General features: G+C 68.3%; 20 protein-coding genes and 1 pseudogene. 10 read left to right on the plus strand and 11 right to left on the minus strand.

Annotated elements, in window-relative coordinates:
* The first annotated feature begins 5 nt into the window (after positions 1-5).
* On the plus strand, positions 6-1,043 hold the full coding sequence (locus tag RMCN_RS24170) for an LLM class flavin-dependent oxidoreductase (protein ID WP_067394634.1): 1,038 nt from the start codon (positions 6-8) through the stop codon (positions 1,041-1,043).
* On the opposite strand, the gene RMCN_RS24175 is transcribed toward RMCN_RS24170, so the two are convergent.
* From RMCN_RS24175 to RMCN_RS24185, 3 genes are all read right to left on the minus strand, one after another.
* Positions 1,040-1,486 (minus strand): nitroreductase family deazaflavin-dependent oxidoreductase, encoded by a 447-nt coding sequence (locus RMCN_RS24175; RefSeq protein ID WP_084377725.1) that lies wholly within the window; start codon positions 1,484-1,486, stop codon positions 1,040-1,042. The genes RMCN_RS24170 and RMCN_RS24175 overlap by 4 nt on opposite strands.
* A gap of 11 nt (positions 1,487-1,497) precedes the next feature.
* Positions 1,498-1,935, minus strand: a complete 438-nt coding sequence (locus tag RMCN_RS24180) for an HIT family protein (protein ID WP_067394641.1) — start codon at positions 1,933-1,935, stop codon at positions 1,498-1,500.
* 64 nt (positions 1,936-1,999) lie between these two features.
* Positions 2,000-2,503 carry a DNA-deoxyinosine glycosylase gene (locus tag RMCN_RS24185; RefSeq protein ID WP_067394644.1) on the minus strand — a complete coding sequence of 168 codons (504 nt, stop codon included), beginning with the start codon at positions 2,501-2,503 and terminating at the stop codon, positions 2,000-2,002.
* Positions 2,504-2,537: 34 nt separating this feature from the next.
* Here RMCN_RS24185 and RMCN_RS24190 point away from each other — a divergent pair.
* Positions 2,538-3,652: pseudogene (locus tag RMCN_RS24190) on the plus strand (adenylate cyclase regulatory domain-containing protein).
* Between the two features lie 132 nt (positions 3,653-3,784).
* Positions 3,785-4,195 (plus strand): hypothetical protein, encoded by a 411-nt coding sequence (locus RMCN_RS24195; RefSeq protein ID WP_064413594.1) that lies wholly within the window; start codon positions 3,785-3,787, stop codon positions 4,193-4,195.
* Here the strand turns inward: RMCN_RS24195 and RMCN_RS24200 are convergent.
* Genes RMCN_RS24200 through RMCN_RS24210 form a run of 3 tightly spaced genes read right to left on the minus strand, consistent with a single transcriptional unit; the run spans position 4,185 to position 7,508 of the window.
* Positions 4,185-6,392 (minus strand): heavy metal translocating P-type ATPase, encoded by a 2,208-nt coding sequence (locus RMCN_RS24200; RefSeq protein WP_067394647.1) that lies wholly within the window; start codon positions 6,390-6,392, stop codon positions 4,185-4,187. The genes RMCN_RS24195 and RMCN_RS24200 overlap by 11 nt on opposite strands.
* A complete protein-coding gene (locus RMCN_RS24205; protein WP_064413535.1) occupies positions 6,382-7,302 on the minus strand; it encodes a DUF8832 domain-containing protein in 921 nt (306 codons plus the stop codon). The genes RMCN_RS24200 and RMCN_RS24205 overlap by 11 nt, the downstream gene beginning before the upstream one ends.
* On the minus strand, positions 7,302-7,508 hold the full coding sequence (locus RMCN_RS24210) for a heavy-metal-associated domain-containing protein (protein ID WP_064413536.1): 207 nt from the start codon (positions 7,506-7,508) through the stop codon (positions 7,302-7,304). The genes RMCN_RS24205 and RMCN_RS24210 overlap by 1 nt, the downstream gene beginning before the upstream one ends.
* 87 nt (positions 7,509-7,595) lie before the next feature.
* Here RMCN_RS24210 and dtd point away from each other — a divergent pair, with 87 nt between their 5' ends.
* Entirely contained in the window at positions 7,596-8,027 is a 432-nt protein-coding gene (dtd, locus tag RMCN_RS24215) for a D-aminoacyl-tRNA deacylase (protein ID WP_064413537.1), read from the plus strand.
* Here the strand turns inward: dtd and RMCN_RS24220 are convergent, their stop codons facing one another.
* A complete protein-coding gene (locus RMCN_RS24220; protein ID WP_067394650.1) occupies positions 8,028-8,912 on the minus strand; it encodes an AIM24 family protein in 885 nt (294 codons plus the stop codon).
* 95 nt (positions 8,913-9,007) lie between these two features.
* Here RMCN_RS24220 and RMCN_RS24225 point away from each other — a divergent pair, with 95 nt between their 5' ends.
* Both RMCN_RS24225 and RMCN_RS24230 read left to right on the plus strand, forming a co-directional pair.
* Positions 9,008-9,211, plus strand: a complete 204-nt coding sequence (locus RMCN_RS24225) for a hypothetical protein (RefSeq protein WP_067394653.1) — start codon at positions 9,008-9,010, stop codon at positions 9,209-9,211.
* Between the two features lie 90 nt (positions 9,212-9,301).
* On the plus strand, positions 9,302-9,868 hold the full coding sequence (locus RMCN_RS24230; protein WP_067394655.1) for an ATP-binding transcription factor AbmR: 567 nt from the start codon (positions 9,302-9,304) through the stop codon (positions 9,866-9,868).
* A 79-nt stretch (positions 9,869-9,947) separates the two neighbouring features.
* Here the strand turns inward: RMCN_RS24230 and RMCN_RS24235 are convergent, their stop codons facing one another.
* The 3 genes from RMCN_RS24235 to RMCN_RS24245 are packed head-to-tail and all read right to left on the minus strand — an operon-like array spanning position 9,948 to position 15,821.
* Complete coding sequence (locus RMCN_RS24235) at positions 9,948-12,149, minus strand: molybdopterin-containing oxidoreductase family protein (RefSeq protein ID WP_067394772.1); 2,202 nt, start codon at positions 12,147-12,149, stop codon at positions 9,948-9,950.
* A 19-nt stretch (positions 12,150-12,168) separates the two neighbouring features.
* The gene (locus RMCN_RS24240) at positions 12,169-14,073 is read right to left on the minus strand and encodes an ABC transporter ATP-binding protein (protein WP_067394658.1); all 1,905 of its coding nucleotides are present in this window, start codon (positions 14,071-14,073) and stop codon (positions 12,169-12,171) included.
* Between the two features lie 8 nt (positions 14,074-14,081).
* Positions 14,082-15,821 (minus strand): ABC transporter ATP-binding protein, encoded by a 1,740-nt coding sequence (locus RMCN_RS24245; RefSeq protein WP_067394661.1) that lies wholly within the window; start codon positions 15,819-15,821, stop codon positions 14,082-14,084.
* A gap of 77 nt (positions 15,822-15,898) precedes the next feature.
* On the opposite strand from RMCN_RS24245, the gene RMCN_RS24250 reads away from it, so the two are divergent.
* Together RMCN_RS24250 and RMCN_RS24255 are read left to right on the plus strand one after the other, a co-directional pair.
* Positions 15,899-16,462, plus strand: coding sequence for a DUF3558 domain-containing protein (locus RMCN_RS24250; RefSeq protein ID WP_067394664.1), 564 nt, complete (start codon positions 15,899-15,901; stop codon positions 16,460-16,462).
* Positions 16,459-17,016: a DUF3558 domain-containing protein gene (locus RMCN_RS24255; protein ID WP_067394676.1), complete on the plus strand. Its 558-nt coding sequence runs from the start codon at positions 16,459-16,461 to the stop codon at positions 17,014-17,016. Before RMCN_RS24250 ends, RMCN_RS24255 begins: the two co-directional genes overlap by 4 nt.
* A 3-nt stretch (positions 17,017-17,019) precedes the next feature.
* Here RMCN_RS24255 and RMCN_RS24260 read toward each other — a convergent pair whose 3' ends face one another.
* A complete protein-coding gene (locus tag RMCN_RS24260; RefSeq protein WP_067394679.1) occupies positions 17,020-17,529 on the minus strand; it encodes a SixA phosphatase family protein in 510 nt (169 codons plus the stop codon).
* A 104-nt stretch (positions 17,530-17,633) separates the two neighbouring features.
* Between RMCN_RS24260 and RMCN_RS24265 the strand changes: the two genes are divergently transcribed.
* Both RMCN_RS24265 and RMCN_RS24270 read left to right on the plus strand, forming a co-directional pair.
* Positions 17,634-18,782 carry a metallophosphoesterase family protein gene (locus RMCN_RS24265; protein ID WP_067394682.1) on the plus strand — a complete coding sequence of 383 codons (1,149 nt, stop codon included), beginning with the start codon at positions 17,634-17,636 and terminating at the stop codon, positions 18,780-18,782.
* Positions 18,779-21,400 (plus strand): AAA family ATPase, encoded by a 2,622-nt coding sequence (locus RMCN_RS24270; RefSeq protein ID WP_067394686.1) that lies wholly within the window; start codon positions 18,779-18,781, stop codon positions 21,398-21,400. The genes RMCN_RS24265 and RMCN_RS24270 overlap by 4 nt, the downstream gene beginning before the upstream one ends.
* The last annotated feature ends 78 nt before the right edge of the window (positions 21,401-21,478 follow it).

Here is a 21,478-nt window from a genome sequence, read left to right on the forward strand (position 1 = left end):
GGACCATGCGTCTCTCAGTCCTCGATCTCGTGCCGGTGCGCACCGACCAGTCGACCTCCGACGCGCTGGCAGCGTCGACGCGGCTCGCGCAGACCGCCGACCGCCTCGGCTACACCCGCTTCTGGGTCGCCGAGCACCACAACATGCCCTCGGTGGCGGCGACCAGCCCGCCGGTGCTCATCGCACACCTGGCCGCACACACCGAACACCTGCGGGTGGGGTCCGGCGGTGTGATGCTGCCGAACCACGCACCCCTGGCCGTCGCCGAGCAGTTCGCACTGCTGGAGGCGGCCCATCCGGGACGCATCGACCTCGGCATCGGCCGCGCGCCGGGCTCGGACCCGGTGACGTCGATGGCGCTGCGCGGTGCCGCCGGTCGCGACGATCGTGACATCGAGGCCTTCCCCGACTATCTCGACGACGTCGTCGCGCTGATGAGCGCGCGCGGGGTGCGCGTGCCGATCCCGAACCAGCGCTACGTCCTCAAGGCCACCCCCGCCGCGGTGACCGAACCGAAGCTGTGGCTGCTGGGGTCCTCGATGTACTCGGCACACCTGGCCGCCGCGAAGGGGTTGCCGTACGTGTTCGCCCACCACTTCTCCGGCCAGGGCACCGCCGAGGCCCTCGAGGTCTACCGCTCGGAGTTCCGGCCCAGCGACCTGGCGCCCCAACCCGTCACCTTCCTCACCGTCAACGCGGTGGTCGCCGAAACACGCGATGAGGCAGAGGCTTTGGCATTGCCCAACCTGCAGATGATGGCGCGGCTGCGCACCGGTCAGCCGTTGGGCCCGCTGGATCTCGTCGAGGACGCCCAACAGCAGCAGCTCGCACCGCAGGCGCAGCGCATCGCCGAAGCCGCCTTTGGGCGAGCCGTCGTCGGTGATCCGACCGAGGCGGCCGAGCAGGTGCGCGCGCTGGCCGACCGGTTCGGCGTCGACGAGGTCATGATCAACCCGGTGGCCTCGGCCCGCCGCGGTACCGATCCGGCGACCGCGCCGGCCCGCGACAAGACACTGGAACTGCTGGCCAAGGAGTTGTTCTAGGCCGGGGTCAACCTGACCACCGGGATCGGACGCGACGTCCGCTTCTGGTAGCCGATGTAGCGGTCTTTGTTGCCCCGCATGTCGTTGACGATCTTCCACAGCCGCGGGAAGTCGGGATCGTCGTGGGTGACAGGGGTCGCCGTGACCTTGATGCGCTTGGGCCCGACGTTGATCTCGACGTTCGGGTCGGCTTTGAGGTTGTGATACCACCCGGGTGCTTTCGGCTCGCCGCCTTTGGACGCGACCACCAGGTAGTCATCCCCGTCTCGGGCGTAGGCGAGCGAATTTGACCGCTGCAGACCGGTTTTCGCGCCGACTGTGTGCAGGATCAGCATCGGCGGTGCGCCCGGAATGGTGTGGCCGATGCGGCCGTTGGTGCCCTTGTAGAGCTTGTCGTGCAGCAACAGCATCGGGTAACCGATGTACTTCTCGTACCAGGGCATGCTCATGGGGCTCAGTCTTGCGCAGCCGAGTCGAGTTCCGCCAGGGCTTCGCGCAGCAGCCGTCCCGACTCCTCCCGGTCCGGGTCGCGGCGAAGGAGCATGTTCTTGGCGAACGAGAGCTTGTCGCCCTCCTGTCGCGGCAGCACGTGCAGGTGGATGTGGAACACCGTCTGAAACGCGGCCTTGCCGTCGTTGATCACCACATTGTTGCCGTCGGCGTGAAGTCCGGACCGGCGCGCGGCGCGCGCGATCCGCTGACCCACCCGCGCCAGGGTGGCGACCGTCTCCGGGGGCGTGTCGGTCAGGTCGACGGTGTGGCGCTTCGGGATCACCAGGGTGTGGCCGCGGCTGAACGGGCGGATGTCGAGGATGGCGAGAACGTCGTCGTCTTCGTAGATGCGGATGGCCGGGGCCTCGCCGGCGACGATGGCGCAGAACACACAGGACATGTTCGCCACGGTAGCGGCTCTCCCACCCGGGCTTGTCTTCGCGGGCGCCGCCGGCGTCCGTGTTCTACGCCGCGGCCCCGGAAAGGGCCTCGCGCCAGACGGCGAGCTTGTCGGCGAATCGCATCGTCTGGGCCGGACTCGTCGACGGCAGTCGGCGGTAATGCAGATCGTTGGAGACTGCGACGAGTCGCGTGAAGTTCTTCTCCGCTGCAGCGCCGTTGAACAGAACCCGTTCGATGCCGTCGTGCTGATCGAAGAAGGCCTGAAAGTCGTTCGGCACCATGCTCTCCGGCTTCACCGCGGAGTCGAGGCTGCCCTCACGCCGGCACGAGCGCAGAACGTCCCAGACGGCAAACCCACCTGCCGTCAGCGCAGCGCATCGCTGCTCGTACGGCGCGTCCGCAGCGAACCCGAAGACTTCGGCCATGATGTGCCAGAAAGCATTGCGTGGGTTGCCGTAGTACTGCTGGGCGGCGAGCGACATGACGCTGGGCATGTTGCCCAGGATCAAGGTGTGCGCACCGCCGCCGGCGATCGGCGGCAATCCGTACAGCACCGGGGAACCCATCCTTCGACTATTGCATGCGGTATACGTTGAGCCGGTGGCCGAGGAGTTCGACGTCGAAGGGTCCGGTCTGCTCGACGGGCTCGAAGGTGACCAGCGCGCCGAGCGCGCCGAGCTGATCGCCTGGCTGGTGAGCAAGGGCATCGACGTCGAGGTGATCCGAAATGCCTTCCTGCCGATGCTCCTCGGCGCGCGTCAGGCCCTCGGCGACGATGGCGTCTACGTCTCCGCCCGGGAGACCAGCGAGAAGACCGGCATCGATCTCGAACTGCTGCAGCGTATTCAGCGTGCGATGGGACTGCCCACCGTCGATGACCCCGACGCGAAGGTCCACCTGCGTGCCGACGCCGAAGCCGCGGCGTACGCGCAGCGTTCATCGAGATCGGAATCCTGCCGGACCAGATCATCCAGATCACCCGCGTGCTCGCAGAGGGACTGTCGAAGGCCGCAGAAGTGATGCGATACGCCGGGCTCGCTACGGTGCTCGACCCGGGCGCAACGGAACTCGTCATCGCCAAGAACGCCGAGGCCCTGGTGCGTACCGCCGATCCGCTGCTCGGCCCGATGATTCAGGACATGCTGCGGTTGCAGCTGCGCCACCTGATGGAGACCGAGGCGATCACCGCCTCCGAACGCGCGAAGGGCCAACGGCTACCGGGCGCCCGGCTCGTGACGATCTTGTTCGCCGACCTCGTCGGTTTCACCCGACTCGGTGAGGCGGTGCCGCCGGAGGATCTCGAACGACTCGCCCATCGGCTTTTCGATCTCGCACACGAGGCATCGGTCCCGCCCGTGCGGTTCGTCAAGACGATCGGAGACGAGGTGATGCTCGTCAGCCAGGAACCGGTGCCCCTGCTCGAGGCGGCACTGACCCTCGTCGAGCAGACCGCCGACGACGAGGACCTCCCGCGGCTGCGCGTCGGCTTGGCGACGGGAATGGCCGTGAGCCGCACCGGTGACTGGTTCGGGGGAGCAGTGAACCTCGCGAGCCGCGTCACCGGCGCCGCGCGGCCGGGCACGGTTCTCGTCTCGGAGTCCACGCGCGAAGCCATCGGTGACGATGAGCGGTTCTCGTTCTCGTTCGCGGGGGCACGGCACCTCAAGGGCATCAAATCCGACGTGAAGCTGTTCCGGGTACGACGAGCGGACTGACCTGCCGGCCGGGCGAACAATTGTTCGGCTCTGTCCCGCCGGCCCAGGAAACCATCCAAAGCAGCGAAGGCCCGTGAGACGACCGCCCGCATTTCGAAACGGCCGCCGGTGTGGGTGATCTACGATCCAGGCATGAGCCGGGTCGCAAAAGCCGTGCTGGTCACGCTGTTCGTCGCATCGTCCGGTCTGCTGGGCGCGGGAGCGGTGAACGCGCAGCCGCCGCAGCCAGCATGCGGGTACACGCTGTCGCCACCGCAGGTCGTCAACACCGGTGGCGTGAGCAAGGTCAGCGCGACGGTCTCGTTCATCGCGTGCGGTGCGCCGTTCCAGCCGGCGTACAGCGTCGCGTGTGTCCACAGGGCCGGTCACGACTCTCAGGGGCAGTGCACGCAGGCGCGCGGGCCGGGCGCCGCGCAGGTGTTCTTCGAGCCGTACCAGCCGGGCGCGCAGTACATCGCGAGCGGACGCGGCTGCGGCAAGGTCTTTGCGGACGCACTCGAACCGAACTGCGACATGCTCGGCCCGATCAACGTCACGCTGTAGCGGCGAACCGGCGCAGCCGAAGGCTGTTGCTCACGACGAACACCGAACTGAATGCCATCGCCGCACCGGCGATCATCGGGTTCAACAACCCGGCCGCCGCCAACGGCAACGCTGCGACGTTGTAGGCGAACGCCCAGAACAGGTTTCCCTTGATCGTTGCCAGCGTCCTGCGCGACAGGCGGATCGCGTCGGGGACCGCGTTCAGGTCGTCGCGCACCAACGTCAGATCGCTGGCCTCGATCGCGACGTCGGTGCCGCTGCCCATCGCGAGTCCCAGGTCGGCCTGAGCCAGCGCCGCGGCGTCGTTGACGCCGTCGCCGACCATCGCGACCACCTTGCCCTCTGCCTGCAGGCGCTGCACCGCGTCCACCTTGTCCTGCGGCAGTACTTCGGCGACGACCTCGTCGATGCCCACCTCGGCGGCGATGGTGCGGGCCGCGGCCTCGTTGTCGCCGGTCACCATGATCGGTTTCAGGCCCAGCGCACGAAGCCGCGAGATCGCTTGGGGTGACGTCGGTTTGATCGCATCGGCCACCACCAGCACCCCGCGGGCCGCGCCGTCCCATCCGGCGACGACAGCGGTGCGCCCTTGTGACTGCGCCTGTCGGACCGTGGCTTTCAAGGATTCGGGAAGCTGGTGCGACGACAGCAGCCGTTGCCGTCCGACGGTCACGTCGCGGCCCCCGATCCGCCCGCGCACCCCGAGGCCGCGCAGGTTGGTGAAGTCTTCAACCGACGGCAGCTCACCGAGCTTGTCCCGGGCGCCCCTCACGATCGCCCTCGCGATCGGATGCTCGGAACCGTCCTCGACCGCGCCCGCCATCCGCAGCACGTCGTCGGACTGTTCACCGTCTGCGGCCACGACATCGATCAACGTCATCCTGCCGGTGGTGATGGTCCCCGTCTTGTCCAACACGATGGTGTCGACGCGGCGGGTCGACTCCAACACCTCCGGCCCCTTGATCAAGATGCCCAGCTGCGCGCCGCGTCCGGTGCCGACCATCAGCGCGGTCGGCGTCGCCAGCCCCAGCGCGCACGGGCACGCGATGATCAGCACCGCCACCGCGGCGGTGAAAGCGGTCGCGACCGATCCGCCGGTGCCCAACCAGAAGCCCAGAGTCGCAACCGACAAGGCGATCACGATCGGCACGAAAACACCCGAGATCCTGTCGGCCAGCCGCTGCGCGTCCGCCTTCCCGCTCTGGGCGTCCTCGACCAGTCGCGCCATCTGGGCGAGCTGCGTGTCGGTCCCAATCCGCTTGGCCCGCACTACCAGTCGGCCGTCGACGTTGACCGTCGCACCCACGACCTCGTCACCGGGCCCGACGTCCACCGGAACCGCCTCGCCGGTGAGCATCGACGCATCCACCGCCGAGGCACCCTCGATGACCACACCGTCGGCGGCGATCTTCTCACCGGGCCGCACCACGAATTCGTCGCCGACACCGAGCTGGTCGATCGGGATCCGTTGTTCGCCGGTCTTTCTGCGGACCACGACGTCCTTGGCGCCCAGCTCCAACAGTGCGCGCAACGCCGCGCCGGCGCGCCGCTTGGAGCGCGCTTCGAAATACCGCCCGGCCAGGATGAACGTCGTGACCCCCGCAGCGACCTCGAAGTACACGCTGCCCGAACCGTCGGTGCGTGAGAGCGTCAGCTCGAAGCCGTGCGTCATCCCCGGGGTGCCTGCGGTGCCCCAGAACAGCGCGTAGACCGACCATCCCAGCGCGGCGAGCGTGCCCATCGAGATCAGCGTGTCCATGGTGGCGCTGCCGTGGCGCAGGTTCGCCCACGCCGCACGGTGGAACGGCCACGCCCCCCACACCACGACCGGCGCCGTCAACGTCAGCGAGAGCCACTGCCAATTCGTGAACTGCAGGGCGGGGATCATCGCCATCGCGATCACCGGAACACTCAGGGCGAGTGAGACCAGCAGCCGGTGCCGCAGCGCGGCGGTCGGATCCTCTTCGACGACGGTGGCCTGATCGGTGGCCAGGTGTGCTTGGTAGCCGGCGTCTTCGACGGTGGCCACCAAGGTCTCCGGTGTCACGTCTGGGCTGTACTCGACGCGCGCCTTCTCGGTGGCGAAGTTGACGGTGGCCGTCACACCGTCGATCTTGTTGAGCTTGCGCTCGATTCGGTTCGCGCATGACGCGCAGGTCATACCGTCGATCGACAGCTCGATCGTGTCAGTGGCCATGGCCGGCCTCCCCGTGACCGTCCGCGGTGACGTCCGGCTGTGCGGACGGATCGATCGACACGGTGAATTCGGCCGTGTGCACGACGTCGCGGTGCTGGAAATCCAGGAACAGGCGATACTGTCCCGCGCTGGGGAACGTGGTGTGGAACTCGATGGCCGGCCCCGGCGCTGTACTGGCGTCGCCGGGTCCACCCATCGGGTGCACATGCAGGTATGCGAGGTCGGCGGCCCGCAGCGCGACGAGGTGACCGTAGGCGCCCAGGTACGGCTGCAGATCGTCGACCGGGTCGCCGTTGCGGTGGACCGTCAGCGTAAGTGTCGATGCCTCACCGGCTTTCGGGGTTCCGCTGAGCGTGACGGTGTATTCGCCGACGGTCGACGACGTGTCGACCGCCGGCAGTGGCGCGGGGGAGTACGGGCCTGCGACGTGCACGTTGGCGCCGAGGGTGAGCGCGGGACCGCCGGTGGGCACGAAATCGGCGAAGACGCGGTAGTCGCCTGCGCGACTGAAATCGACGGGAGTGCGCCACGTGCCGCGGTCATCGAGTACGGGGTGAAGGTGCTGGAAGGCGGACAGGTCGTTGCGAATTACGATCAGGTGCAACAGCTTCTCGTGAGTTTCGTCGAACTGCTTCACCGGAGTGCCGCGTCGGTCGAGGATCCTGAACTCCAGTGGCGAGGTTCGGTTCGCCGGGGGGAGCGATTGGGCCACGTCGAGCGTGTAGCCGCTCGCGGTCACCTGTAAGCCACCGGGGGCCTCGGCGGATTGCGCACGATCGTCGTGCGCGGCGGAGTGCTGCTCTGACGCGGCATCATTCTCGGGACCGAACGAGCGGCCGACCCACATCGATGCGGCGAACACCACCGCGAGTGCGGCGATGAACGCGGCGACGCGAGGGGCGGTTCTCATCAGCTCGCCAGCTGGTAGCCGGCCTCTTCCACGGCGGTCCTGATGGCGCCGGCGTCGACGGGTGCGACACTGTCGATGGTCACCGCTCCGCTGGCGACGTCCACGTCGACCGATTTAACACCCGGGACCTCCCCGAGTTCCTCGCGCACCGATGCGGCGCAGTGTTCGCAGGTCATGCCGGTCACGGTGATGGTGGTGGTAGCCATGACGCCAGCGTACCTGATACCCCCTAGGGGTATCTACCGGGTGTGCTGCCCGACTGCTGCTCGACGACCATGGCAGCATCGGCGCACATGCGAGTTCTCGCCCAACGGGTCACTTCCGCGTCCGTCACCGTGGATGGCGAGGTCGTCGGGGCGATCCGGCCCGACGGCCAGGGCCTGCTCGCGCTGGTCGGCGTGACGCACGACGACGACGCGGTCACGGCTCGGCGAATGGCCGAAAAGCTCTGGCAGCTGCGGATTCTCGACGACGAGAAGTCCGCGTCGGACGTCGGCGCCCCGATCCTGGTGGTCAGCCAGTTCACCCTGTACGCGAACACCGCCAAGGGCCGGCGGCCGGCGTGGAACGCGGCCGCGCCGCGCGCGACCGCCGAGCCATTGGTCAGCGCGTTCGCCGATGCGCTGAGCGACCTGGGGGCGTCGGTGGCGACCGGCGTCTTCGGCGCGCACATGCAGGTTGCGCTGGTCAACGACGGCCCGGTGACGGTGCTGCTCGAGCTGTGACTATGCGGTGGCCACCGGCGGTGCGCCCTCCGAGGGCTGCACGATCACGAACCCCTGCCCGTGGAACGCGACCTGAATCGCCTCGCCGGAGCCGCGGCCGATCAGCGCGCCGGCCTTGAAGCTGGTCTTGAGCTGGGTCTGCAGATTCGCCGACCAGGCCACCACCGCGTTGGTGTCGGCGAACGTCGGCGCTTCGACGGCGTTGAGCACGACCGGCGGACCGTCGGTTGTCAGCGCCACCCAACCGGTTCCGCGCAGCGTGGTGTTGAACAGGCCGCCGGTCGCGATGCTGCCGCCCCGCACGCGCTCGATGTTCCAGTTCAGGTTCGACGAGAACGCCAGCACGTTCTTCCCGCTGATTGACAACCCGGAGTTGGTCAGCTGCAGCAGATGCACGTCGTAGCCGCGCTCGGCGAGAAAGACATCGCCCTGACCCTGACAGCGCATCAGCGGCAGACCCTCGCCGGTCAGCGCCTTCTTGATGAACTTCGAGGCGCCGCCGCCCTCGAACGCGAAGTCGACGTTGCCCTGGTAGGCCACCATCGAACCCTGCCGCGCCATGAACGGCTCCCCGAGGCGCACCCGCAACATCTTGGTGTTCTGGTTGGCGATGGCCTTGGCCTCTTTCTCGCTGAACCGGCCGTCCACCAGATCGCCGCTGATGCCTCCGAAGCCGTCGCCGGCCGGCTGCCCGACCGCCATCGCCTGGCCGCCGGCACCCTGCTGTGGCGGAGGTTGGGGCGCCGGGGGAGGTCCGCCGAGCGGCGCTGTGCCGACCCGACCCTGATGCGACACCTGGTCGGTCCAGTTGTGCCCGTCCCACCAGCGGTACTCGAAGCGACCTTCGGGATCGGGTCGCCAGCTTCCGTTGTTCGGTGCTGTCATGGCCTACAAAGTAATCGGACGGCCCCGGTGCGGTGAGGCACTTTGGCACTGATCCATCCCGCCCGGAACCGCTCGGCGGCTGGCATTCTTGTGCCATGGCAAAGGAAATCGACCGGGTGCGGGCGCAGAGCGCCTTCGCGGTCCTCAAGCAGCATCCGGGCATGGTGCTCTTCGTCGCCTCGCCTGCTCTCATCGCGGTCGGCCTGGTGTGGTGGTTGGTCAGCCCGACCCTGGCCGTGCTGCTGGTGATCGCTGCCATCGTCGGCGGCGGCGCCGTTCTCCTGCGCAAGCGGGGCTGACCCTTCCGGCCTGGTATCGGCGGTGACCTGGAGCGTTCGCTGTCGGCGAACGGACGCCAGTTGCGCCTGTAACGGTGTAAGCATGTAATCATGCGACACAATATTCATGGCCGGCGCCGCCAGGGCGGCTGGCAACAGGCTCAGCAGCCCGACGCGGGCGACGCCGCCGACTGGTTCGCCGGCCGGCTTCCCGAGGAGTGGTTCGCCGAAGACCCGACGGTGGTCGTCGACCGCGAGGAGATCACCGTCATCGGTCGCCTCGCAGACCCCGACGGCGGCGAGAGCGAAGCACGCGCATCCGGACGGGCCGCGCGCTTCCGTGAGGAAACCCGGGCCGAACGCATGCGCATCGCCGACGAGGCGCAGGCGCGCTACGGCCGCAAGGTCGCCTGGGGCATCGACATCGGGGCGCCGGGCGCCGACAACCATGAGCGAATCATGTTCACCAATTTGGCCGTTCCGGTGATGACGCGACTGCGCCAACCCGAACGTCAGGTGCTCGACACGCTGGTCGACGCGGGTGTGGCACGGTCACGCTCGGATGCACTGGTGTGGTCGGTGCGGCTGGTCGGCGAACACGCCGAGGAGTGGCTGGGCAAGCTGCGCGAGGCGATGCGCAACGTTGACGAACTGCGCGCCGAGGGACCCAACCTCTAGCTCGTCGCGTCGGCCTCCTCAACGCGGCTCGTGCCTCGCCGCTTGATCGTCGCCCGACGTGGTTTTCGCGTCGGCCTCCTCAACGCGGCTCGTGCCTCGCCGCTTGATCGTCGCCCGACGAAATCAGCTCCACGCCAACGTATTGCGAACTCAACGCCGAGGTCTGGGACAGCGGGTCCACCGGCGCGCCCTCGACCAGCAGGTTGCGGTTCACGCCGTAGGAGATCGGATTGCTGTCCCCGCGTGGGTCGAAAACGCGTGAGCCCCAACCGTGATCGATGATGACCACTCCTTCACGCGGGCGGTCGTCCACCATCGCCGTCAACTCGACCGCGCCGACGGGGGAGAAGACCCTGACGAGGTCGCCGTCGCTCACCCCGAGTTCGGCCGCGTCCTTCGGGTGAATGATCACGTCGTTGCCCTTACCGGCGGGATGCAGTCCGGGTAACTCGTTGAGCCAGGAGTTCATCGAGTGCCGGTGCCTGCGGTTGGCCAGCTGGAACGGATAGCCGACCGGTGCGGCGGGAAGCGGGTCGGCGAGCAGCTCGCGGGCCCGCGCGACGAACTCGGGCGGCGCGGCGTGCACCTTCTTGTCGTCGGTCCTCAACGCGTCCCGGAAATGCCCGAACTCGCGGGGGCCCAACACCCAGCCGTGCGGGTGAGATATGACGTCTCGCCATTTGATCCTGCGCCCGTTGATCTTTCGTGAGGTCGCCACGACCAGGCGGTCGATCCAGTGCGGGCCGAACTCCAAGGCCGGCTTGCCGACCATGCGCGCCGCGGCACGGGTCGCCTTGATGAATCCGTTGAGGCCCTTGGCGCGAAACAGCGGTCTGCGCATCGCGATCGCGAGGTCGGTGAAGATGCGCCACTCCTGCCGCACACCCGGCGGCGGCTCGACGGCCTTGGCGCCGTACTGCAGATACGGCTCGTCGTGCATGTTGCTGGTGAACGCGAGCAGGTCGTTGCGCTCGAGCCAATGGGCCGCGGGCAGCAGCCAGTGCGCATGGCGGTGACTCTCCCGCTGGACGAAGTCGATCGCGACGAGCAGGTCCAGATCGGCCAGCGCGCGGTCCAGCTTGTCGCCGTCGGGGCCGGAGACCACGGGGTTGCCGCAGTTGATCAGCAGCGCGCGGATCTGACCGTGGCCCGGTGTGGTGATCTCGTCGGGCAGCTCGCTGAGTGCGTGTGCGCCGGCGACCATTTCGCGGCCCAGCAGCCGACTGTAGTGTGGCTTGGCCTTGACCATCGCCGACATCCGGATGGCGTCGACGTAGCCGGGTTCGAAGCGGCGTCCACCGGGCCGGTCCATGCGTCCGGTGATCACGTTGAGCACATGGCCCAGCCATTCGGCGACGGTGCCCGCCATGTGCAGCGATACCCCGGTTCGGGTCACCAGCATGGCCCCGCGCGCCGCGGCGAAATCGCGGGCCACCCGCTCGATCTGGTCGCGGGGAATGTCGCAGCGGGCGGCTAGATCGTCGAGATCGGCGTCGGCGACCAGCGCACGGAGGTCGTCGACGCCGGTGGCCAGTTCCGCGCAGTCCTGCCGATGTTCGAGACGCTCGTCCAGGATGACCTTCACCATCGCCAACAGCAGCGCCCAGTCCTGTCCGGGGCGCACCGCGAGGTGCAGGTCGGCCTTCTCGGCGGATTCGGTGCGCAGCGGGTCGACCACCACGATCGTCGCACCCTGTTGTTGACGTGCCATCGCGCGTCGCCACCCGCCGGGCACGCTCTCGAGCCAATTCCATGCGCTCACAGCGGGGTTGGTGCCGACCAGCAGGAAGTAGTCGCAGTTGTCGACATCGGACACCGGCACCATCAGGATCGAGCCGTACATCGCGTCCGCGACGACGTGCATCGCGTTCTGGTCCACCGAGCCCACGGCGTAGCGATTCTGGGTGCCGAGCGCGTCCAGCCAGCCGTTCATGAAGATGACGTTGGAGGAGGAGAAGCCCGCCGGGTTGCCGTAGTAGACGCCGACCGCGTCGGGTCCGCCCGCCTCGATTGCGGCGTTCATCCTGGCCGCGATGTCGGCGATGGCCTCGTCCCAGGTGGCTTCGACATAGGAATCCCCGACGCGGCGCATCGGTTGCAGGATCCGGCGCGGGTGCTCGATGAGTCGGTGCGCGGTGCGACCCTTGGCGCAGAAGTCCCGCCAGCTGTGCGGGTTCTGCTTGTCGGCGGCGATCTTGGTTACGCGGTTGTCGTCCACCGTCACCTCTAGCCCGCAGGAGGCCAGGCAGATCCGGCAGAACGTGTACACCGTTTCGCTCATCACCCCGAGCGTACGACGCTCAGGCCTGCGTCATGGACCAATAAGCGCCATGCTTAGCGAGCAACTCGGCGTGGGTACCGCGTTCGACGATCTGACCCGCGTCCATCACCACGATGAGGTCAGCGTCACGGATGGTCGACAGCCGGTGGGCGATGATGAAACTCGTTCGGTCGCGCCGTAATTCGGCCATCGCCTGCTGGATCAGAAGCTCGGTGCGCGTGTCGACCGAACTGGTCGCCTCGTCGAGGATCAGCAGGCCGGGCCGGGCCAGCACCGCGCGCGCGATCGTGATGAGCTGCTTTTCGCCGGCGCTGATCGAGGCACCGTCGTCGGTGACGTGGGTCTGATAGCCGTTGGGGAGCATGTGTACGAACCGGTCGACGTAGGCGGCTTTGGCCGCCGCGATCACCTCATCCTCGGAGGCGTCGGGTCTGCCGTAGGCGATGTTCTCGAAGATGGTGCCGGCGAACAGCCAGGTGTCCTGAAGCACCATCCCGATGCGGGACCGCAGCGATTCCCTGCTGACCGTCGAGATGTCCACACCGTCGACCAGGATCCGGCCGGAGTCGACGTCGTAGAACCGCATCAGCAGGTTCACCAGCGTCGTCTTGCCCGCGCCCGTCGGCCCGACGATCGCCACCGTGCTGCCGGGTTCGGCGACCAACGACAGGTTCCGGATCACCGGTGTGTCGGGGTGGTAGCCGAACGTGACGTCCTCGAACTCCACCCGACCGGCCGGCCCGCCCGTTCCCGGCGCCGCGACCGGCAGCCGATCCGCGGGATCGGGCGCCTCCTCGTCGGCGTCGAGCAGGTCGAAAACCCGCTCCGCACTAGCCACACCGGACTGCAGCGTGTTGTACATTCCCGCGACCTGCGTTAGCGGCTGGTTGAACTGGCGGACGTACTGGATGAACGCCTGGATGCTGCCGAGCGTGATCTGGCCGGTGGCCACCTGCAAGCCCCCCACAACGGCGACCGCGACATAGCTCAGGTTTCCGATGAACGTGGTGGCCGGCCCGACGAGACCGGAGAAGAACTGGGCGCCGAAGGCGGCGTCGTAGACGCCCTCGTTGCACTCGCGGAACCGCTTCTGAGCCGCGGCGCGATGACCGAAGGTCTTGACGATGGTGAAGCCGCTGTAGGTCTCCTCGATGTGGGCGTTGAGCCTGCCGGTGTTCGCCCACTGCGCGACGAACAGGCGTTGCGACCGGCGCGCGATGACCCGGGTCGCCCACAGCGACAGCGGCACCGTCACCACGGTCAGCAGCGTGAGAAGCGGTGAGATGGTCAGCATCATCACCAGCACCGACAGCACCGTCAGCACGGACGTCAACAGCTGGCTGATCGTCATCGACAACGAGCCCTGGATGTTGTCGACGTCGTTGGTGACCCTGCTGAGCACCTCGCCGCGCTGCCGAGAGTCGAAGTAGGACAGCGGCATTCGGTGCAGCTTGTCCTCGACGTCCGAGCGTAGTGCCGCCATGGTCCGCTGCACCGCAACGTTGAGGAGCAAGGCCTGCAACCAGACCATCAGCGCAGCGACGAGATACAGGCCCAACGCGAGCAGCAGTGTGCGCCCGACCGCCCCGAAGTCCACACCCTGGCCGGGGACCACGTTCATCCCCGACAGCAGGTCGGCGAACGTGCCGTCACCGCGCGCGCGGGCGGCGGCGATGGCCTGCTCCTTGGTGATCCCCGCGGGCAGCTGACGGCCGACCACGCCGTTGAACAGAAGATCGGTGGCGTGTCCCAGGATTCGCGGCCCGATGACACTGATCGCGATGCCCGCGACGCCCAGGAGTATCACGCATGCGGTCAGGCCGCGCTGCGGTGTCAGCCGTTTTACCAAGCGGATCGCGGAGCCGGTGAAGTCGCGTGAGCGCTGCGTGGGCGCCTGCTGCATGCCGCGGATCGGGCGGGCCATCGGGCCGCTCACTGGGCGTCTCCGACGATGGCGAGCGACTGCGATTCGGCGAACTCGGCGTACTGCGGGCAGTCCGTCAGCAGCGTTTCGTGAGTGCCGATGCCCACGATCCGGCCGTCGTCGATCACCACGATCTGATCTGCCTGGGTGACGGTGGAGATGCGCTGGGCGACAACGATGACCGTCGCTTCTGCCGACGCCTCGCGCAGCGCCGAGCGCACGCGGGCGTCGGTGTGCACGTCGAGTGCGGAGAACGCGTCGTCGAACAGATACACGGCGGGCCGGCGGATCACCGCGCGGGCGATGGCCAACCGCTGCCGTTGTCCACCAGAGAAATTGGCACCACCCTGGGTGACCTTCATGGCCAGGCCGTCGGGATGCGCGCGCACGAAGTCGTCGGCCGCGGCCACCCGCAGCGCGGCCCACATCTCGTCGTCATCCACGTCGGCCTTGCCGTACCGCAGGTTGTCGGCGACGGTGCCCGAGAACAGGTATCCGCGCTGCGGCACCAGGCCGAGCGCCGACCACAGCTGCTCGGGGTCGTAGTCGCGCACGTCGACGCCGTCGAGGTACACCGATCCGCTCGTCGCGTCGTACATCCGGCAGATCAGCGACACCAGCGTCGACTTGCCCGACCCGGTGGAGCCGACCACCGCCGTCATCGTACCCGGTCGTGCCAGCAGCGAAATATCCTGCAGCACAGGTCGTTCAGCGCCGGGATAACAGAACGTCGCGGCGTCCAACCGGACCTCACCCCGAATTCTCGACGGCCGCACCGGGTGTTCGGGGCTGACGATCTGCGGTGCGACGGACAGCACCTCCGAGATACGCTCGGCGCACACCGACGCCCGCGGGATGATGACGAGAATGAACGTCGCCAGCAGGACGGCCATCAGGATCTGCATGAAGTAGGCCAGGAACGCGATCAGCGAGCCCACCTGCATCTGCCCGGCGTCGATGCGCAGCCCACCGAACCAGATCAACGCGACGCTCGAGACGTTGATGACCAGCGTCGTGGTGGGCAGCATCAGCGCCTGCCACCGTCCGGCTTCGAGCGCGGTGTCGGCCAGCGCGTGGTTGGCTTCGGCGAACCGGTTGCGTTCGAACGGTTCCCGCGCAAAGGCCCGGATCACGCGCAGGCCGGCGAGTTGGTCGCGCATCACCCGGTTGATGCCGTCGACCAGTCGCTGCATCCGCCGGAAGATCGGAAGCAGGTGTCGCACGATCCAGTAATTGGACAGGGCCAGGATCGGCACGCTCACCAGCAGCAGCCAGGACAGCCCGGCGTCCTGGTGCAGCGCCATGAAGATCCCGCCGATCGACATGATCGGCGCGGTGACCAGCATCGTGCAGGTCAGTTGGACCAGCAGCTGAATCTGTTGCACGTCGTTGGTGGTGCGGGTGAGCAGTGACGCCGCGCCGAACCGTGCGGCGTCCTCGGCCGAGAACCCCGTCACGTGGTCGAACATCGCCGCGCGCAGATCGCGGCCGACACCCATGCCCGCCCTTGATCCGAAGTACACCGCCCCGACCGCGCACACCACCTGCAGCGCGGTGACCGCGAGCATCACACCGCCGAGTTCGACGATCCGGCGCAGATTCCCGACCGCGACGCCGTCGTCGATGATCGCCGCATTGACGGTCGGCAGGTACAGCGAGGCGAGCGTGCTGACCAACTGCAGCGTGGCGACGGTGACGAGCAACGCCCGATATGGCCGCGCGTACTGTCGCAGCAGCGCCCATAACATTCAGTTACTGTCGCACATCCGATATATGGGCAGGTCAACCGGCATGTCGGTGGTTGACCTCACAAGCTGCCGCTACAGTGCATGGCGTGACTCACAGCACGCGCGTGACCCGCTGCCTGGCCCTCGCGGCCGCGGTGGTCATCCCGCTGTCCGCATGCTCGGATTCCGAACCCGCCGGCCCGCAAGTGCCTGAGGACACCCCAGCTCCCGCGGAGAACGTCTCGCACGGCCCGTTCTTCCCCCAGTGCGGCGGTATCAGCGACCAGGAGGTCATCAAGCAGACCCGGGTTCCGGGGCTGATCAACACCGCCAAGACCTCCGTGGGGTGCCAGTGGCTGGCCGGTGGCAGCATCCTCGGCCCGCACTTCTCGTTCACCTGGTTCCGCGGCAGCCCGATCGGGCGTGAGCGCAAAACCATGGAACTGTCCCGCACCGCCGTCGAGGACATCAGCATCGAAGGCCACGACGGGTTCATCGGGTACAGCGAGGACCCGATCAACGGCGTCAACCTCTGCGAGATCGGCATCCAGTTCGACGATGACTTCATCGAGTGGTCGATCAGCTACGCCAGCAAGCCGTTCCCGGATCCGTGCGAGGTGGCCAAGGAACTGACCCGCCAATCGATTGTGAACTCCGAATGAGAACCGCGTCCGCTCGTCTGCTGATCGCGGGCACCTTCGCCGTGCTCGCCTCGTTGTCCGTGCTCACCGGTTGCACCCAGACGGTCGAAGGCACGGCGGCCAAGTCGGGGACCGGTGGGGGACCGCGCAATGAGGATTCCGAGCGGCAGTACCCGAACCTGCTCAAGGAGTGCGAGGTGCTGACCGAGGACATCCTCGCCGAGACCGTGGGCGCCGACCCTCTCGACATCCAGAGCACGTTCGTCGGCGCCGTGTGCCGCTGGCAGGCGGCCAACCCGGGTGGCCTCATCGACATCACCAGGTTCTGGTTCGAGCAGGGCGATCTGGACCACGAGCGCGAGGTGGCCCAGCGGTTGGACTATCGGATCGAAGACCGCAGGGTCGCCGGGATCCAGTCCATCGTGATGCGGCCGAACGATCCGAACGGGGCGTGCGGTGTGGCCAGCGACGCGGCCGGTGTGGTCGGCTGGTGGGTCAACCCGCAGTCGCCGGGGATGGACGCCTGCGGTATGGCGATCAAGCTGATGGAGCTGACGCTGGCCACCCGCGCCTGACCGCTAGCGCGCGACGTGGAAGTCCACCAGCGCGGCGCCGTCGAGCGCGACGTCGGCCCACGCTTGCCGCGTGCGCAGCACCGCGATGGCCGATGTCGGGAACTTCAGCGAGATCTGTTCTGCCGCAGCGACGTTGGTGCCGTCGGCGGTGGCCAAGCCGAGCGCGACCCCCGACATCGCCGGTTCGTGGCCGATCAGCAGCAGGGTCCCCACCTCGAAGTCGAAGTGTGATTGCACGCGGTTGATCTCGTCGATCACCGTGCCCGCAGTCGCGTCATAGAGGCGGTCGCGGTACTGGACCGGCGCGGCGACGCGGGTGCGCGCGAGCGTCTCGCGGGTGCGGGTGGCGGTGGAACACAGCACGGCGTCGACGGCGGGCACGTTGGCGCACAGCCAGTCGCCGGCCAACCCGGCTTCGCGCACGCCTCTGGGCGCCAGCGGACGGTCGTGGTCTGCGACCCCTGGCGGATAGTCCGACTTGGCGTGCCGGAGCAACAGCAGCGTGCGGTACACCGGACTAACCGTAAGGCATGCCGCTGCACCTCCCGGGACTTGTCGGCGTCCCGCCCTACACTCGCGGTGCCCGGCAAACACGACGAGGGGAAGGGGGCGCTGAGATGCGATTCGTGCACACCGCCGACTGGCAGCTCGGCATGACGCGGTACTTCCTCAATGGTGAGGCGCAGCCCCGTTATTCGGCGGCGCGCCGCGACGCGGTGGTCGAGTTGGGCCGGGTGGCCGCCGATGCGGGCGCGGAGTTCGTCGTCGTCGCCGGCGACGTCTTCGAGCACAACCAACTGGCGCCGCGCGACGTCAGCCAGTCGCTCGAGGCCATGCGCGCCATCGGCGTTCCGGTCTATCTGCTGCCGGGCAACCACGACCCGCTGGACGCCTCGTCGGTCTACACCAGCCCGCTGTTCGTCGCCGAGTGTCCCGGCAACGTGTCGGTGCTCGACCGCGCGGGGGTGCACGAGGTGCGGCCCGGCCTCGAGCTGGTCGCGGCGCCGTGGACCTCGAAGGCGCCGTCGTCGGACCCCGTGGCGGGCGTGCTCGAGGGTCTTTGCGCCGACGGGGTGACGCGGGTCGTCGTCGGCCACGGCGGTGTGGACATCTTCGTGCCGGACAAGGACCGGCCGTCGCTCATCCGGCTGGCGGCGCTGGAGGCGGCCGTCAACCGGGGCGCGGTGCACTATGTGGCATTGGGCGACAAGCACTCTCGTATGCAGGTGGGGTCCACCGGGCGGATCTGGTACTCCGGGTCGCCTGAGGTCACCAACTACGACGACATCGAGGTGGACCCGGGGCATGTGCTGATCGTCGACATCGACGAGGACGCCCCGGGGCGTCCGGTGACCGTGGAACCGCGGAAGGTGGGCCGCTGGCGGTTCGTCACGCTGCGCCGTGGGGTGGACAGCGACCGCGACGTCGCCGACCTGGACATCAACCTGGATCTGTTGCCGGACAAGGAACGTACCGTGGTCCGGCTCGCGTTGACCGGGTCGCTGACGGTCACCGACAAGGCCGCGCTCGACGTCTGCCTGGACAAGTACGCCCGGCTTTTCGCCGCGTTGAGGGTGGATGAGAAGCAGAGCGACATCGCGGTCGTTCCGGCCGACGGTGAGTTCGACGACCTCGGTATCGGCGGCTTCGCCGCTTCGGCTGTCGACGAACTGGTCGCGACCGCACGGTCGGACGGGGAGGCGGCCGACGACGCCCGGGCCGCGCTGGCGCTGCTTCTGCGGCTGTCGGATCGGGGTGTGGCATGAAACTGCACCGGTTGGTCCTCACCAATTACCGCGGCATCACCCGTCGCGAGATCGAATTCCCCGACCATGGCGTGGTGATCGTCAGCGGCGCGAATGAGATCGGCAAGTCGTCGATGATCGAGGCGCTGGACCTGTTGATCGAGGCCAAGGACCGGTCGGCGAAGAAAGAGGTCAAAGAGGTCAAGCCGACACACGCCGACGTCGGCGCCGAGGTCGAGGCCGAGATCTCCACCGGCCCCTATCGTTTCGTGTACCGCAAGCGTTTCCACAAACGCTTCGAGACCGAGCTGACGATCATGGAGCCGCGCCGCGAACAGCTCACCGGTGACGAGGCGCACGACCGGGTCCGGGCCATGCTCGACGAGACCGTCGACACCTGCCTGTGGCAGGCCCAGCGGGTGCTGCAGTCCGGGTCGACGGCGGCCGTCGACCTGTCCGGATGCGATGCGCTCTCACGTGCGCTCGACGTGGCTGCCGGTGAGGCCGTGCAGCTTTCGGGTGCCGAACCGCTGCTGGTCGACCGCGTCGAGGACGAATACCTGCGTTACTTCACCCGCACCGGCAGGCCCACCGGTGAATGGGCCGCTGCCACCAGCCGGTTGCGCACGGCCGAGGAGGCGTTGGCCGAGGCGGCGGCCGCCGTTGCGCAGGTCGACGACGCGGTCCGCAGGCACGCCACGCTCACCGACGAACTGGCCCGGCTGACCGCACAGTGCACCGATGCGGCACGGCAGGTCGCCGTCGCGCAGCAGGCCGCCGAAGAGGTGGCCGCGTTGAAGGCACAGCTCAAGGAGGCGGAACTGGTTCTCGCGGCGGCGCAGGCCAACCACGACACGTCGCGCGCCGCGGTCGAGGAGCGGCGGCGCCTGCGTGCCGACATCGAGCAGCGGGCCGCCGCGATGGCCGACCTCGAGGCCGAGGCCGTCAAGGCCGACGAGTACCAGGCGACGGCCGCCGAAGTCGCCGAACTCGCCGAGGCGGCTGCCGAGCAGGCACGAAAAGCGTTGAAAGGCACCGAAGCTCGTGTCGAAGCGGCGCGAAGTACCGTTCAACGGCTGGCCGATCGCGACGAGGCCGACCGCATCGCCGCGCAACTGTCGAAGGTCGAGACCGCCCAGCGTGACCTCGAACGCGTGCAGGGCGAACTCGCCGAGATCCGGGTGACCGGCGAGAAGATGCGGGCCATCGACGCCGCCAAGGCGGCGGTCGACGCCGTGACGGCACAGGTCGAGTTGGCGTCGGCACACATCGAGGTCATCGCGTCGGCGGCCGTCGAGCTCCGCGTCGGGGGCCAGACGGTCACCCTCGGCGCCGGTCAGGCGTGGACGGCCAGCGTCAGCGCTGAGACCGCCCTCGAGGTGCCCGATCTGCTGACCGCCCGGCTGGTGCCCGGCACGCCGGCGTCGGAGACCCAAGCCAAACTCGACGCGGCACAGGATGTGCTGGCCAAGGCGCTGACGGCTTGCGGTGTCGACGACGTCGACGAGGCGCGCGCTCAGGACCAGCGTCGGCAACAGCTGGTCACCACCAGGGACCGGCTCAGCGCGACGGTCGAGGCGCTGACGGGCGACGAATCGGCCGACCGGCTCAGGGCGCGGCTGGCTGACCTCGAGGCCCGTCAACCAGAGGTGGCCGATCTGTTCGAGGTCGACGCCGGCGCCGCCCGTGCCGAGCTCGACGCCGCGACAACCGCGCACAAGCAGGCGATCGGCGACTGCGACAAGCAGCGCAAGGTGGCCGAAGAGGCCGCTAAGCGCCTGGGGGAGTGCGACATTCGGCTGACCGTGCTGCGCGAGAAGCTGGCCGGCGCGCGGTCCGAGCTCACCCTGGCCCGTGAACGGTTGCAGGGGCAGCGTGCCACCGTCGGTGACGACGAGTTGGCGCACCGGGCTCACGTGCACGCCGAGGAAGCGTTGCGGGCCACCAGCCTGGTCGAGGAGTTGAGCGAGGAAGTGAACCGAGCGGCGCCCGATGCCGTGGCCGCGGCCCTTCGGGAGGCAACGCAACGGGCCGACGCCGTGTCGGCCGGGCACCACCAGGTCGCTGAGGAGTTGCGGGAGGTCGGCACGCAGCTGAAGGTGTACGGCACCGAAGGCCGCAAAGGCAAGCTCGACGAGGCGGAAACGGAGCGGGAGCACGCGCTCGCCGAGTACTCGAGGGTGCAGCGCCGCGCGCGGGCCGCCGAGCTCTTGCGGTCGGTGATCGCACGGCACCGCGACTCCACCCGGCAGCGTTACGTCGAGCCGTTCCGCGGCGAGGTGGAACGGTTGGGCCGCATGGTGTTCGGCGACAGCTTCGAGGTCGAGGTCGACAGCGCGCTGCGGATCTGCGCCCGCACGCTGTCGGGGCGCACCGTGCCCTACGACTCGCTGTCCGGCGGGGCCAAGGAACAACTCGGTATCGTGGCGCGACTGGCCGGCGCGGCGCTGGTGGCCAAGGAGGACAGCGTGCCGGTGGTCATCGACGACGCGCTCGGGTTCACCGATCCCGACCGACTGGTCAAGATGGGGGCGGTGTTCAACGCGGTGGGCGGCGACGGGCAGGTGATCGTGCTGACGTGCAGCCCGCAGCGGTACGCGGCCGTCGACGGAGCCCAGCACATCGCGCTCACCGCATAGCCGCTCGCGGGCGCGGACAGCCGTCCGGCGACCACGACTTTCCGTGCGGGTTCGCGCACTTTCCGGGTTCGCGCGTCT

It is taken from the genome of Mycolicibacterium novocastrense (assembly GCF_001570485.1).
Lineage (GTDB): Bacteria > Actinomycetota > Actinomycetes > Mycobacteriales > Mycobacteriaceae > Mycobacterium > Mycobacterium novocastrense.